At 37.1% G+C, this 14,415-nt stretch carries 13 protein-coding genes and 1 riboswitch; of the genes, 6 read left to right on the forward strand and 7 right to left on the reverse strand.

Annotated features, from left to right (window positions below; translation table 11 throughout):
• Positions 1 to 73: 73 nt before the first annotated feature.
• Positions 74 to 727, reverse strand: coding sequence for a helix-turn-helix transcriptional regulator (locus tag ACHABU_RS06745; protein ID WP_435763612.1), 654 nt, complete (start codon positions 725 to 727; stop codon positions 74 to 76).
• A 329-nt stretch (positions 728 to 1,056) separates the two neighbouring features.
• Here ACHABU_RS06745 and ACHABU_RS06750 point away from each other — a divergent pair, with 329 nt between their 5' ends.
• A complete protein-coding gene (locus ACHABU_RS06750) occupies positions 1,057 to 2,277 on the forward strand; it encodes a dicarboxylate/amino acid:cation symporter (RefSeq protein WP_435763614.1) in 1,221 nt (406 codons plus the stop codon).
• Positions 2,278 to 2,382: 105 nt separating this feature from the next.
• Here the strand turns inward: ACHABU_RS06750 and ACHABU_RS06755 are convergent, their stop codons facing one another.
• Positions 2,383 to 3,168: a glucose 1-dehydrogenase gene (locus tag ACHABU_RS06755; protein ID WP_435763616.1), complete on the reverse strand. Its 786-nt coding sequence runs from the start codon at positions 3,166 to 3,168 to the stop codon at positions 2,383 to 2,385.
• Between the two features lie 420 nt (positions 3,169 to 3,588).
• On the opposite strand from ACHABU_RS06755, the gene yidA reads away from it, so the two are divergent.
• Positions 3,589 to 4,419, forward strand: coding sequence for a sugar-phosphatase (yidA, locus tag ACHABU_RS06760; protein ID WP_435763618.1), 831 nt, complete (start codon positions 3,589 to 3,591; stop codon positions 4,417 to 4,419).
• Positions 4,420 to 4,882: 463 nt separating this feature from the next.
• On the opposite strand, the gene ACHABU_RS06765 is transcribed toward yidA, so the two are convergent.
• Complete coding sequence (locus ACHABU_RS06765; protein ID WP_435763620.1) at positions 4,883 to 5,770, reverse strand: endonuclease/exonuclease/phosphatase family protein; 888 nt, start codon at positions 5,768 to 5,770, stop codon at positions 4,883 to 4,885.
• Positions 5,771 to 6,183: 413 nt separating this feature from the next.
• On the opposite strand from ACHABU_RS06765, the gene ACHABU_RS06770 reads away from it, so the two are divergent.
• Positions 6,184 to 7,395: an esterase-like activity of phytase family protein gene (locus ACHABU_RS06770; protein ID WP_435763622.1), complete on the forward strand. Its 1,212-nt coding sequence runs from the start codon at positions 6,184 to 6,186 to the stop codon at positions 7,393 to 7,395.
• A 251-nt stretch (positions 7,396 to 7,646) separates the two neighbouring features.
• Here ACHABU_RS06770 and ilvA read toward each other — a convergent pair whose 3' ends face one another.
• The 4 genes from ilvA to ACHABU_RS06790 form a co-directional block, all read right to left on the reverse strand.
• Complete coding sequence (gene ilvA, locus ACHABU_RS06775) at positions 7,647 to 8,903, reverse strand: threonine ammonia-lyase IlvA (RefSeq protein WP_435763624.1); 1,257 nt, start codon at positions 8,901 to 8,903, stop codon at positions 7,647 to 7,649.
• A gap of 406 nt (positions 8,904 to 9,309) precedes the next feature.
• On the reverse strand, positions 9,310 to 9,390 hold the full coding sequence (locus ACHABU_RS06780; protein WP_368858654.1) for a putative holin-like toxin: 81 nt from the start codon (positions 9,388 to 9,390) through the stop codon (positions 9,310 to 9,312).
• 190 nt (positions 9,391 to 9,580) lie between these two features.
• Entirely contained in the window at positions 9,581 to 10,354 is a 774-nt protein-coding gene (locus ACHABU_RS06785; RefSeq protein ID WP_435763626.1) for an SDR family NAD(P)-dependent oxidoreductase, read from the reverse strand.
• 44 nt (positions 10,355 to 10,398) lie between these two features.
• Entirely contained in the window at positions 10,399 to 11,130 is a 732-nt protein-coding gene (locus tag ACHABU_RS06790; RefSeq protein ID WP_435763628.1) for a glucose 1-dehydrogenase, read from the reverse strand.
• Between the two features lie 231 nt (positions 11,131 to 11,361).
• Between ACHABU_RS06790 and ACHABU_RS06795 the strand changes: the two genes are divergently transcribed.
• From ACHABU_RS06795 to ACHABU_RS06805, 3 genes are all read left to right on the forward strand, one after another.
• On the forward strand, positions 11,362 to 11,970 hold the full coding sequence (locus ACHABU_RS06795) for a TetR/AcrR family transcriptional regulator (protein ID WP_435763630.1): 609 nt from the start codon (positions 11,362 to 11,364) through the stop codon (positions 11,968 to 11,970).
• A gap of 157 nt (positions 11,971 to 12,127) precedes the next feature.
• Positions 12,128 to 12,235 (forward strand): helix-turn-helix transcriptional regulator, encoded by a 108-nt coding sequence (locus tag ACHABU_RS06800; RefSeq protein WP_435763707.1) that lies wholly within the window; start codon positions 12,128 to 12,130, stop codon positions 12,233 to 12,235.
• Positions 12,236 to 12,510: 275 nt separating this feature from the next.
• Positions 12,511 to 13,287, forward strand: coding sequence for an ImmA/IrrE family metallo-endopeptidase (locus tag ACHABU_RS06805; RefSeq protein ID WP_435763632.1), 777 nt, complete (start codon positions 12,511 to 12,513; stop codon positions 13,285 to 13,287).
• An 874-nt stretch (positions 13,288 to 14,161) separates the two neighbouring features.
• A riboswitch (cyclic di-GMP riboswitch) is annotated at positions 14,162 to 14,246 on the forward strand.
• Positions 14,247 to 14,415: the final 169 nt, after the last annotated feature.

Consider the following 14,415-nt stretch of genomic DNA (forward strand, 5'->3'; position numbering starts at 1 on the left):
ATAGAATATATTTTATGAATTATATAAAATTTTATATAAGTATTTTAAAAAATGGAGTAAATTCTCATTGCGATCACCTTTTATTTTTTTCTTTAGTTTCTTCAATGTAACTGTATACAGTCACATTGGAAATTCTCAATTTTTGAGCTACTTTATCAATAGTGCCACGTATTAGGAAAATCCCCTTTTCTTCCATAAATCGAATCATCTCAACCTTTTCATCCCGCCTTAATTTCTCTACAGCTTTATCACCAATTATTTTTTCAATTAAATCATTGGCAACCTCCTGTATATGCTCCGTTTCATTTAGATTTTCATTTTTATAAATAGGCTCTGGATGATGATTTGGGTTATCTGGAATCATACTGTTTAACCAGTTGATATTTTCAGTAATTCTGGTTGTATCAATATTGATACAAAGTGCCCCCATTACCTTTTTCTCCTGGTCTCTAATTAATAATGTAGAAGATTTTATTAATCTACCATCATCTGAATGAAAATAATAATTTGCTGCAAAATCATTTGTAAAGTTTTGGGAAAGTAATACATCTGTAATTAAATGATTAAAGCTTTGTCCTACTTTCCTGCCTGTTACATGGTTGTTAACCGTGTAAACAACTGAGTTTTGCGGAACAGTTAAATCATGTACGACCACTTCACAATCGTGGCCAAAGGTTTTGGCAATCACCTCTGCTACTGGAATGTACTGTTCAAGTATTGTATTCATTTAAAAAAATCCTTTCCAAACTTCTTCTAACAACTATATTATATAACTTATTATATAAAATCAATAAAATTTTATATATTTTTAGTTTTTTCGTAATATTTACTAAATAACTATTGACATTTTCCTTTAACTTTTCTATAAAAGGGATTATTACCTTTTAAATTTTAAGGAGTATTGTAAACGCTTCCTTAACTAGCGAGGAGGGATATTTGTAAAATCGTAGTAGGGATCTAAAAGTAGATTAGCTCTTTTTTCGCTTATCATTAACTGATTACTGTTTTCACCTTTTTCCATTTTCATCAAATTATTCCGAACAAAAGGAGGTTCCTATGAAAAAAATTAGCTTACTTACACAAATTTTGATTGCATTCATACTTGCTATCGTTGTTGGTGCTATCGTTGGACCAAGTATCGAGGTCGTTAAACCACTTGGTGATTTATTTTTGCGCATGATTCAGTTTATTATAGTTCCCTTAGTCCTTGCTTCCCTCGTAGTTGGTGTAGCAGGTACAGGGGACATTAAGAAAATTGGACGTATGGGTGGAGTGACGTTTTTTTACTATCTTATAACCACGGCCTTTGCAGTAACAATCGGATTATCCCTTGCAAATATCTTCAAACCTGGTGTTGGTCTCAATATAACTCAATCCACAAATAAGGTAGAGACAACAGAGGCTCCTGGAATAGTTGATACATTATTAAATATCGTACCTACTAATCCTATTGTTTCAATGGTAGAGGCGAATATGCTGCAAATCATCTTTTTTGCCATCTTCCTTGGTCTAGCGATTACGATGTTAGGTGACAAGGCGAAAACAGTTTATAACTTCTTCGATGAACTTGCTGAAATTATGTATAAAATTACAGCCATTGTAATAAAATTGGCTCCTATCGGAGTTTTCGGTCTAATCGCACCAATTGTTGGAGAGTATGGTGCTTCTATACTTCTTCCACTTTTGAAAGTTATATTAATCGTTTATGCAGGATGCATCCTTCACGCTGTATTGACCTATTCACTTTTTGTTAAATATTTTGCAAACATGAATCCTTGGAAATTTTTAAAAGGAATTGCTCCTGCAAGCCTTGTCGCATTCAGTACGACAAGTAGCTCTGGAACTTTGCCAATTACCATTAAAAGTACTGAAGAAAACCTAGGTGTATCCCGGAAAGTAAGCAGCTTCGTTCTTCCGTTGGGAGCCACCATCAATATGGATGGGACCGCATTATATCAAGGTATATGTGTAATATTTATAGCACAATTTTTCGGATATGATCTTACTATTGCGCAACAGTTAATGATTGTATTAACTGCAACTCTGGCTTCCATCGGTACTGCGGGAGTTCCTGGAGCTGGCTTAATTATGCTTACAATGGTAGTAACCTCTGTAGGGCTTCCAGTAGAGGGGATTGCCCTTATTGCAGGTATTGACAGAATCCTGGATATGGTCCGGACATCTGTCAATGTTACAGGTGATGCTTCTGCTGCGGTTGTCGTAAATGCCTTGGAAAAAAAACGAGAAGGGAAGCTATCGAATAAAGCAAGCGCATAAAGTTCAACTAACTAGCAGTGGGGTATCTTCGTTCCCCACTGCTAGTTAGTTGAACCAATAAAAATAACCAAGCCCAACCAGGCTTGGTCATCATTATTAAATACCTTAATATTTATAAGACTGTCCACCATCAATAGGAACAACAGCTGCATTGATAAAGTTAGCTTGATCCGATAATAGGAATGCTACTAAGTAACCTACTTCTTCCGGTTCTCCAAAACGTTTCATTGGGTTTGGTTGAACAAATTCTTTACCTACTTCTTCCCAGCCTTCTTCTCCACCGATTTGTTTAAGGGAATTTTCTACCATTGGAGTCAAGATTGCACCTGGTGCGATTGCATTAATGCTTACGCCATATTGACCGTATTCGATTGCAGAGTTCCGGGTCAACCCAACAACTCCATGTTTACTTGCGGCATATCCAGATTGATTACCAACCCCACGGATACCACCAACAGATGCAGTATTGACGACAGAACCATTGCCTTGTTCTTTCATTATTTTAAGTACATATTGCATACCATAGAATACACCATTTAAATTAACGGCAATTACTTTATTGAATTCGTCGGCACCAAAGTCTTCTGTAAGATTTTGTTTTCCTTCGATTCCTGCATTATTGAAAAAACTATCGATTTTACCAAACGTTTCAACTGTTTGATTCACATAATTTTTCACTTGTTCTTCGTCAGCTACATTTGCTGTAACTAAAAGAACTTCAGATTCTGGAGCTATTTCTAATACTTGTTTTTTTGTATCTTCTAAAGATGCTTCATTTAAATCCACTAACGAAAGTTTTGCCCCTTCTTTTGCTACTTGCAATGCAGATGCACGTCCTAAACCTGAACCAGCACCTGTGATTAATACCACTTTATCTGTAAATCTACCCATTAAATCATCCCTCTCCATATGTTTTGGTAATTAAAATATATTATCTTAATTACAAGACAATTGTAATCGCTCTACAAATCAAGTGCAAATGTTTGCTCAACGAATAATTTTGGAGCCTTGTTAACAGGGGCGAGCTCTTATTTTCTTTTTGGAGCGTTCAGAGGTTCAGGGCGATATTTAAATTTTATTTTGCAGAAAAGGTGTTAATCATTCCAATCACCACTTTTTGTTCTAAAATACTCCTATTTGCCCCACTGGATAACGCAATATATCTGGAATACTATTGTGCTGAGAATACGCTGCCCCTGTCCCGATTTTGACATATAGATTCGATGGAAAGCGGATCCAAACTAGTTACATGCCAAATAACCCTTCTTGTCGTATAATGGTCCTATCAGGCAGGAGAATGGAGAATGAAAATTGTATAAATTAATTGCGATAGATATGGATGGGACGCTTCTAAATGACCGTCATGAAGTACCAGAAGATGTACAACATGCATTAGATGAAGCTAAAAGGCAGGGCATTAAAATTGTCCTATGTTCCGGACGCCCAATTGGTGGCATGCGGAAATACATTAAAGCACTAAACTTAGATCAAGAGGGCGACTTTGTGATTGCATATAATGGTGCATTTGTACAAGATACGCACACAAACGAGGTTATCGCTGAATTAGCACTTGGACATGATGATTTAGTGAAGCTGTACGAGCTTAGTATCGAATTGAAAACGCCAATGCATTTCTTTGATGTGGAAGGCCTTTATACGCCGAACACTGATATTAGCGAATTTACGGTGTTAGAATCGTATTTAAATAAAATTCCATTAAGTTATCGTCAGGTGAGCGACATACCTACAACTCTATCGATACCGAAAATCATGTTTATTGATGATCAGGAAAGCTTAAATCGTACCATTCAAGCACTTCCGGAAAACCTAAATGAACAGTATACAATTGTTCGAAGTTCACCCTATTTCCTCGAATTTGTGCATCCACTTGCAAGCAAAGGAAACGCAGTGAAAAAATTGGCAGAGCAACTTGGTATTAAACAAGAGGAAGTAATGAGTATCGGTGATAATGGAAATGATTTATCGATGATCACATACGCTGGGTGTGGCGTCGCAATGGATAACGCCATTCCAGAAATTAAAGCAGCCGCCGATTTCCAAACCCGGAGTAATAATGAAAGCGGAGTGGCGTATGCAATTGAAAAACTTGCTTTAGAGCCATTACGAGTAAGCCTCAAATAGGACACATGTTTTTCGGCGTAGTTCAGCAATAAGATAATCTTCCTAGGAAATCATTTTGGGAAGAGCCTATGTTCAATCATCAGATGTAATAGTTAATCCAAATACACCTGTTACGAACTTGAAGTCAAACTTCTAATTACAACAGCGAGGGCCTCATCCCAAAATTCTAATGTATCAAATACACGCCAGGCAAAATCAATTTTCTAAAAATAGAAGCTGCAAGAATCAATGGGATTAACTCTCACTAATTCTTGCAGCTTTTTATAGTAGTGGGACTGTCCCCAAATCCCGCTAAAAAGGATGAATCAAAAAAACATCTATTGATGAGCTTTTGGAGTTATCTTCTCAGGGAAATACAACTCGATTCTCTCTCGACTTCTAGGTTTAACCCAACTGTTTTTACGGTTAAATTTTTAGATTGATGTAGTTGGGGAAAATTCTCGCCCGTCCCATAGGATTTTGTTTAGAAGGCCACTTCTGACAATACCGGATAATGATCACTCGGATATTGCCCATTTTTTCGGTAATTAACAATCTCACTAGTATGAGTGGTTACATTTCCTTTTGATAAAATCCAATCAATTCGGTTGTCAGCACCGCCACCAGTGGGATTATCAAACCCATTAAATGTACCAAGTTCTTTATTTATGGTTTGCTCTGCTGTTGTAAAAGTATCAACAAATCCACCTTCATTAAGTAATGTATCATGAGGTATACTGTCAGGACCGGCATTAAAATCCCCGGTCATTAGAATCGGTAAGTTTTGATCAAATTCTTTTACCCTTTCTGAAATTAGCTCAGCACTTTTCTCTCTCGCGTTTTCAGACATGTGATCAAAATGCGTATTCACAAAATAGAATTCCTTATTCGATTCGGTATCCAGAAATTTAGCCCATGTCACCATTCTAGGAATCGTATTTCCCCACGATGCGGAACCAACAACATCCGGTGTATCTGACAACCAAAAATGGTCATATTCTAATGGAGTAAAACGATTCTCATTATAGAAAATGGACATGAATTCACCTTCATTGCCACCCTCACGTCCTTGTCCAATCCATTCATAGTTTGGTAAGTCAGTGGCAACATCTTTTACCTGCTGGTAGACTGCTTCTTGCGTTCCAATGATATCAGCCTGTTCCTTTCGAATAACCTGACGAACTGTAGAACGTCTTTCTTCCCAGGTATGTGGCGATGCATCAGAATCATTTAGGTACCTTAAGTTGAAGGTCATCACATTAATCTTTGCATTCTCCTTAGCAGCTAAAGCTTGGACTGGACTGAAAAATAAGCTTCCCAAAATCACGAACAAACTCGATAAGACAAAAAAAATTTTAAACAAGCTTCTCATTTGAGAGTCCTCCTTTAAATTGATTTACTTAGTAGAATAAGATCCATTGTCATACTTAAATACCGATTACCGTTTGAATACATCCTCCCTCTTTGATTGTCTAAATCTAGTTTAAATGAAGTCTATGAAGTTGGTATAAACTGAGTTTATCAAATAAGTAAAGAAATATAGTAAATTGTACTTGAATCCTTTGTAACAATAAGCCAATGTGAAATCCCTTACAATTGCCCATTGTTTCAGGCGGAGAGACATCTATTCCATTCCTCTAGACTACTTGAAACTATCTTGATCTTGTGGCATTCACTCCTTCCATTTACACAATCTATATATCTAGTTTATATACAATTAACACTATACTGATAAAATATAATATAAGTAATCTAATGAATATTTTGAGAGGAGAAGAAGACAAAATGAAGAAGTTAGGAAAAGCACTTTTAACAGGTATGGCTGCACTTAGTTTAGCTGGATATACAATGGATGCGGCCAAGGCTCAACCTAATGCCGGTATGGCGGATTCTAGTTCATCGGTAAACAGCGTTAACCAGGATCATTCCCGAACGATTGAAAAAGTAAGATTCATAGGATCGGAAATACTACCAAATGAATTAGCTTATAAGGGGACAATTGCGGGAGGTATTTCTGGTGTTACCTACAACCCTAAAAACAATAAATGGCTGTTACTCAGTGATGACAGGTCAGACCTAAATCCAGCTCGCTTTTATACCGCAAAACTGAATTACAATTCTCGAGATTTTCAAAACGTTCAATTAGTTGATGTTACCTATCTCAAACAACCGGACGGAACGGTTTATCCAAGTAGAGACCAATATCTTTCCGGAATGACCGGATTGGTACCAGATCCGGAATCGATACGTTTTGATCCGGAAAACGGCCATATTTGGTACACGAGTGAAGGAGATCGTTCCCTAGGAATGAATCCATACATTCATCAAGCTGCATTGGATGGAAGTTATCTATCAGATATTCCGGTTACAGATACCATCCAAATGAATGAACAATCCGAGAAAGGTTTTAGGAACAATCTTGCACTAGAAGGCTCCACTTTCTCCGCTGACGGCCAAACATACTGGACGGCAATGGAAGGTCCGCTCATTCAAGATGATACACTGCCAACTCCCGATTCCGGTGCACTCTCGCGAATTACACAGTACGACCGGGACGGAAATCTATTGGCTGAATACGCCTATCCAATTGATGCCATCCCTGAATCCCCTGGGGAGGGCAAACATGCGGATAACGGGGTGACAGAGATCCTTTCCATCAATGAGCATGAACTTTTAGTCCTTGAGCGTTCAAGTGTCCAATCCGATAATGGAGACTACAGTAATTATGTTCGTATTTACAAGACAGATATCCGTGGAGCTACAGACATCCAAGAGATGGAATCTATAAAAGAGGATCATGTCATCCCTATACAAAAAGAACTTATTGTTGATGTGAATACGCTTGGTTTGAATAAAGTTGATAATATAGAAGGCATGACCTGGGGAAAAAGACTCCCTAATGGCAATGACACCCTCGTACTGGTGTCAGATAACAATTTCAATGCTACCCAGATTACACAATTTATTGCGCTAGAAGTGATTCCTGAAAACGAATAAAATAGCGACGAAGAGGAACAACTGCATATCGATTCGCGGAATAATTGCCATTTTCGCGGATTAAGTTAAAAAATACGGAATAAAGCCACATACGCGGATAAATTTAGTGCTTCGCGGAAATACGTCTAAAATTTGCGGAATTCTAGGGGGCGCAGGAGCAGTGGGCACGATAACCCCAGGTTCCTTGTCCCAAAAACAAAAAGAGACTTGCTTATGCCATTACAGGCCATAAACAGGTCTCTTTCTCTCATTTAAATTAACAATTGGAACAAATCCGGATCTTTATTAATCTCAATAAAAGTAAATCCTTTATTATTCATGCGATTGATTAAAGGCTCATAATCGGTTGGATGTTTTAGCTCGATTCCAACAAGGACAGGTCCTTTATCGCGATTATTCTTTTTCGTGTATTCAAAGCGAGTAATATCATCCGTTTCTCCAAGGACATCTGCCATGAATTCTCTAAGGGCCCCTGCGCGCTGTGGAAAATGAACGATGAAATAATGTTTATACCCTTCAAAAATAAGGGAACGCTCTTGAATATCCTGCATGCGATCAATATCATTATTCCCACCACTAATCACACAAACAATGTTTTTCCCTTTAATTTCGTCCTTATAATAATCTAATGCAGCAACCGGTAGTGCACCAGCAGGTTCTGCGACAATCGCATTATCATATAGTTCCAACAGTGTTGTGCATACTTTCCCCTCAGGTACGACAGCAATATCATCCACAACCTGTTTACACGTTTCATACGTTAGATGGCCTACCTGACCTACACTTGCGCCATCTACAAATTTATCGATATGATTCAACTTGACTACCTTTTTTTGTTCAAATGACGCTTTCATAGACGCAGCACCAGCAGGTTCGACACCAATTACTTTTGTATTCGGACTAATGCTTTTAATATAGGAGCCAACTCCAGATACAAGTCCACCACCACCAATTGACATAAAAATATGGGATAGCGGCTTTTCCATATCGTCTAATATTTCAAGGCCGACTGTTCCTTGCCCGGCTATTGTTCTGTAATCGTCAAATGGATGAATAAAAGTCATTTCATGAGCATCACAGTATTCCTTTGCTTTTTCGTAGGAATCATCAAAGGTATCACCCGTTAATTCAATTGATACAAAGGATCCTCCAAAAGATTCAACAAACTTCACTTTCTGCCTTGGCGTCGTGCTTGGCATAAATATTTTCCCATGAATCCCGAGCGCCATACATGAATAGGCAACACCTTGGGCATGGTTTCCCGCACTTGCGCAAACAACCCCATTTTTTACTTCTTCTTGTGATAAACTTTGCATTAAATGATACGCTCCCCTTAGTTTAAAGGAGCGAACAACTTGCAGGTCTTCCCTCTTTAAATAAACATTGCAATCATACCGTTCAGACAAAATCGGATCTTTCTGCAACGGCGTTTTTATGACAACATCTTTTAATACTTGATTAGCAACAATAATATCTTTTATTTGAATCGGACTTACTTTTGTACTCATGAAATAGAATCCTTTCTTAGAAAACGAAGGCTTATCACCAAGCTTTCATCAGGAAAGCCTTCGTTGTACGTATACTGATTTCCTAATAGCAATTATTTCTTTTCAGTGTACCATAATCAGATAAATTGGAAAACTGTAGACTCACAAAATATATTCTTTTATAACTTATCTCTAAATAAATTCGACAAATTTCGGAGAGTGACAGGCAATTGTGGCACCATTGTGGTACTACTGTTTTCATTTCCAGAGATATCGGGTATAATAAATGTAGATTAGTTGCATAAAATGGATAGAGACCGCTAGTGCGGATACACTAACGGCCACATACAATAGCCCTTCAAAGGGGCGGCTTACAATAGAGAACGAGAAATAACCACCCTAATTGCTTGCCAGGCTCACAGGGTGGTTATTTTTTATGGCTTGACAGCAATGCAACGATTAACGTTCCAAATGAAATCATTAGAACAAGCGATTCATATACCGTCATTAGGCATCACCCCCTTTCATCAAAAAAGGGAGTAAGCCACCACCCATGAAAGCCTTCTTGTACAAGTATCATTGTAACAATAATACTTTATTATAGACAGACCATATTTTCCTATTTTTAATCATACAATTATCAAAAATGTCAGCTCCCCATATAATGAGAGCTGACATTTTACTAGACTCTTGATCTCCTACGAATTAGTTGTCCAACCACCGTCTACAACTAGTTCTAATCCTGTTACATATTTTGATTCATCCGATGCTAAATATAAATACGCATTTGCAATATCTTGCGCTTCACCTGCATACGGTTCTAAAGCCGCTTTCCCTTCGTAATGAGCACCCATCTCTTCCCGAGAAGGAATCCCTGCTTTTTCAACCATCCCAGTAAAGATAGCGCCTGGATGAACAGAATTTACACGTATATTGTCTTTTCCAAACCATTGTGCTGCGTGTTTCGTTAATGCACGAACAGCACCTTTTGATGCACTATATGCTGCACCCCCAGCATCAGCAACTCCTCCAACGATAGCAGCAATGGAAGAAGTATTAACAATAGAACCTCCACCATTTTGTTGCATATGTGGGATAACTGTTTTCATTCCTAACCATACACCAGTAGAATTGATGGCCATTACTTTATCCCAATCATCTAATTCAGCTTCTAAAATACCTTTTGCCATGTGAATACCTGCATTATTAACGAGAATATCAATTTTTCCATATTTTTCAACTGTTTTTTCAACTACTTCATTCCACGAATCCGGTTGGGATACATCGAGATGATATGCAATCGCCTCTCCACCATTCGCAACAATTTCCTTCACTCTTTCATCTAATACATCACCAACAACGTCTGTTGCAACTACTTTTGCTCCTTCATTTGCAAACAACTTTGCACCAGCTAATCCCATACCACTTGCTGCACCTGTAATAATGGCTACTTTTCCTTCTAGTCTACTCATTTAAAACTCTCCCATTCTATACTATGTTTCTTCATATCATCCTATTATTGCGCGCCTAACCCACCATCAATCACAAATTCAGATCCTGTGGAATAACTTGACTCATCTGAAGCTAGATATAATACCAGATTGGTAACTTCTTCCGGTTCTCCTGCTTTTTTGAGTGGGAACATATTAATCAAATCATCGTTAATAAGCGCTTCCGTCATAGGTGTCCGGATAAATCCGGGATGTACGGAATTGACACGGATTCCAAATTCACCTAGTTCAAGGGCCGCCGCCTTTGTCATTCCTCTTACAGCAAATTTAGAGGCAGTATAAGCAATTTTTTTATTCGCACCAACAATTCCAGCAAGTGAGGAGATATTTACAATCGATCCTCCCCCTGCTTTTTTCATCGACGGCACAACATATTTCATACCTAGAAATACCGATACTTGGTTTACATCAATGACTTTTCGGTATGTTTCTTCTGGATAATCTTCAAGGTTTATTTCAGGTATATCAATACCTGCATTGTTAACCAAAACATTAATCGGACCAAAAGTTGCTTCTGTTTTCTGGATTACATTTTCCCAGTCAGATGCATTTGATACATCATGCTTGATAAATAATATGTTTTTACCAATCTCACTTTCTAGTTTCTTTCCGTCCTCTTCTAATATGTCTGTAACAACAACCTTTGCACCTTCCGTAATCAGCCTTTTTACATGACTAGCTCCCATTCCCCTCGCTCCGCCTGTAACTACAACTACCTTATCTTCTACTCTATTCATATTTCTCCTCCTTTTTATCACCCATTCGTTGGATGACTAGGTGAAACAATGGTAAAATATAACTACGAATTAATGACCGCGCTTACAATTAAATAAATTGTTTCTTGAACTCACCATTAGTATACAATCAAAGAAGATATTATCAATCATTAAAAAAAACGACATTGTATCGTTAAGCAACAAATTAAAACAGACTGTTGCGTATTCATCCTAATTCTTGGAGGGAAATTTATGCGATCAAATAATGTTGCAGAAGACCGGCGGATCCGCAGAACGAAAAGTAATCTGAAACGAGCATTCATCTTGCTAATGAATGAAAAAACGTACCGAAGTATTACAGTTACAGATATCGTAGATCGAGCTGATTATAATCGGACCACATTTTATCGTCATTATCAAGATAAAGAAGAGCTGGAACAAGAACTAGTTGATGACATGATAGCTGAATTAACCAAAGCATTTCGTTTTCCCTATAAATATAATCGTATTGTTAAAGTCGACGCTCTATCTCCTTCCAATGTCATTATTTTTGAGCATATTTTAAACAATGCTGACTTTTACAAGCTATGGAAAGATTCGGATGGGATACCAGGGTTTCAAGATAAAATCATCGACACGTTTATAGAACTTCAGAAAAACGATATTATCTACTTTCCAAACCAACAGACAAATATGAATGATGATTATTTTATTACTTATCGGGCCTATGGAGTCTGGGGTTTAATCGTCAAATGGATAAAAGAGGATTTTAAAACGCCTCCACATGAGATGGCAAATGAATTAATTAAGATTATAAGCTACCACCCACTAAGGACATATGAAACGAAAAATATGGGGTAGATGCCTTAAAAATAATAAATGCTTCACGATGTTTAGCCATAAAAAAACACCCTGGAAGGCAGATTTCACTCTAACTTTTAGGGTGAATCAAGAGAATAGTGACACAGAATCATAAAGGAGGAAGTGCAACATGTTTGTTGGTGAAACGTTAACCAACATGCGATTGCTCCACGGACTATCAAGAAGCCAGCTAGCCAGCGAGTTAGATGTGACGGAACAGTCTATTTGGCAATATGAAAACGGGTATATTTCCCCCAGTGTTTAGAAGCGATTAACAAGTTGAGAACTTACTTCCACGTTCAACCAAAATACTTTTATTCCAAAAGCGATCTGCCAAGTCAGATTAATGAACAACATATAGCGTACCGATCCAAAGTTCGCAACAGTAGACAAAAAACAAAATCGGAAACCGTTTATCTAGAATTCTTAAATCATATAACAAATTTCCTTTCGTCAACGATCAACTTTCCAAACAATATAATAAAAGAAATCAAAGACGATGCCATTAGCTATAAAAATAAACATGCCGAGCAGATAGAAATGGATAAGATAATTGAACATATTTCAATGCATGCTAGAAAATCAATCGGTTTAACTAGTGATCATAATGAAGACTTGCTCTTTCATATTGAAAAAAATGGGGCTTTCATCTTTGAAAAGTCTTTAGGTGATACGGTTGACGCATGTAGCACATGGTCTGATACCGATATCCCTTTCATTATTCTAGGCAATATAAGAAAATCTGCGGTTCGACGTAACTTTGATTTAGCACATGAATTAGGTCACCTGCTTTTACATTACAAGATAGATATAACAGACTTAAACAAAAAAGATTACGAGCAAATAGAAAGAGAAGCAAACACATTTGCCACAAACTTTCTATTACCGGAAAAAGAATTTTTAAGTGACTTAGAAGCAATCGGTAAGATTTCAAATCCAAATGCTTATATTGAATTAAAGAAGAAATGGAAAGTATCTATCCCTGCCATTGCTTACCGAGCGTATACGCTTAAACGAATGACTTACCAGCAATACAGGTATTTTAATGCCTCTCTGAATCGAAATAACTATAAGGAAATTGAGCCATTAGACGATCAAATCATTATCATGAAGCCAGGAAAAATTAAAAGTTCTTTTCAAGTTCTTTTTGAAAAAGAAATACGCTTTGTTGAAGATGTATTAAATTATACGAAGTTCGAGCTTAAGTTATTGGCTGAGCTGGTTGATATTGAGGAATCATTTTTTGAGAGGTATAGGATGAAAAAGCAGCATTTTCGGGTTTATGATTTTGTTGTGGGTGAGAGTGGGCGTTATTAACGATTTGAATGACACATCCAAATACCGCATGAAAAGCGATAACTAAATATAGAAGTATAAAAAGTAACTGCCTCAACTAGTGGACGTAAAGGGTAGTTGCTTTTTTCTATTGGTGAATACCAAGGAAATGAGTATTACAATCGTTGTAAACGTAAAGCATTATTTTTATTTAAAATAACATTTTCCCATTTGTATACAAATATTATCCCCATTAGTAAACCCAAAATGGGGTCAGCTCACAGTCCCTAGCTACATTAAAGTGACAGCGTAGTAGAGGACTGACCCTAGGTACCTAGATTGCGGCCCCCTTTCAATAAAAAGGAATCATCATACTCTTTACCATACTCTCTCTAATACCTCTTCAATTCTTCAATCGTTCTTGGTAAATCTATTATTCCATCTCCTTTAGTTTGAATATAGTCCATTCGCTGGGGTAATTGTCATTGTTTTTCCCACTCCCAAGTCTCGCTGGTTTCTGAAGTTTTAGGTTTTGTTCCTTCGATACTTGCAATACCTCTTTTGAACTGCACCAGAAACCCCAGAATCCTTTTTATGGATTGGATAAATAACCTCATCCTCCATCGATTTGCTTTTGAATTTCCTGATAGCACCCGTGCCATGCAAATGCATTCCATTAGTGACAGGCTTACGTCTAAAAATCCGCAATGCGATCGTCAGTTTTTGCAAATAATAATCAAGGGAAATGGATTTGTCACACCATTCGCTTTTCCTTGATTATTATCGTTATAGAAAACTAAAAAGATAAAATCCAGTACTATTCTAATAAATCATTAATAAGTAAAAAACACTTTATAGTTTTACTCTTCTTGTCGATAGTATAAGTAATAGTTCAATATAACTATTTATATAGTCTATCCAATAATAGCGAACTTGTTGTAAGATAAGGACGCAAAACCAAGGACCTAAAGCTTATTTAGCTAAGGTAGCCTAGTTCCGAAGAAAGCGAATCTTAAAGGTGAGCCAGTTTCTTTGGTTCACCTTTTTGAATTTCTTTAGTTTAAAATAGTTAAGACAAGATCACACGTTTAATTAAAAAGGGAACATTAATATAAACTAGTTCCTAAAGTAATTTAGTATCATTTCATGAGATATCAATAGTAACCACGA

This window comes from Oceanobacillus sp. CF4.6 (genome assembly GCF_051262635.1).
Taxonomy (GTDB): domain Bacteria; phylum Bacillota; class Bacilli; order Bacillales; family Amphibacillaceae; genus Oceanobacillus.

Coding starts and splice junctions, on each gene's coding strand:
- ACHABU_RS06745 (WP_435763612.1), bottom strand. CDS start 727: ATGAATACAATACTTGAACAGTACATTCCAGTAGCAGAGGTGATTGCC.
- ACHABU_RS06750 (WP_435763614.1), top strand. CDS start 1,057: ATGAAAAAAATTAGCTTACTTACACAAATTTTGATTGCATTCATACTT.
- ACHABU_RS06755 (WP_435763616.1), bottom strand. CDS start 3,168: ATGGGTAGATTTACAGATAAAGTGGTATTAATCACAGGTGCTGGTTCA.
- ACHABU_RS06765 (WP_435763620.1), bottom strand. CDS start 5,770: ATGAGAAGCTTGTTTAAAATTTTTTTTGTCTTATCGAGTTTGTTCGTG.
- ACHABU_RS06770 (WP_435763622.1), top strand. CDS start 6,184: ATGAAGAAGTTAGGAAAAGCACTTTTAACAGGTATGGCTGCACTTAGT.
- ilvA (WP_435763624.1), bottom strand. CDS start 8,903: ATGAGTACAAAAGTAAGTCCGATTCAAATAAAAGATATTATTGTTGCT.
- ACHABU_RS06780 (WP_368858654.1), bottom strand. CDS start 9,390: ATGACGGTATATGAATCGCTTGTTCTAATGATTTCATTTGGAACGTTA.
- ACHABU_RS06785 (WP_435763626.1), bottom strand. CDS start 10,354: ATGAGTAGACTAGAAGGAAAAGTAGCCATTATTACAGGTGCAGCAAGT.
- ACHABU_RS06790 (WP_435763628.1), bottom strand. CDS start 11,130: ATGAATAGAGTAGAAGATAAGGTAGTTGTAGTTACAGGCGGAGCGAGG.
- ACHABU_RS06795 (WP_435763630.1), top strand. CDS start 11,362: ATGCGATCAAATAATGTTGCAGAAGACCGGCGGATCCGCAGAACGAAA.
- ACHABU_RS06800 (WP_435763707.1), top strand. CDS start 12,128: ATGCGATTGCTCCACGGACTATCAAGAAGCCAGCTAGCCAGCGAGTTA.
- ACHABU_RS06805 (WP_435763632.1), top strand. CDS start 12,511: ATGGATAAGATAATTGAACATATTTCAATGCATGCTAGAAAATCAATC.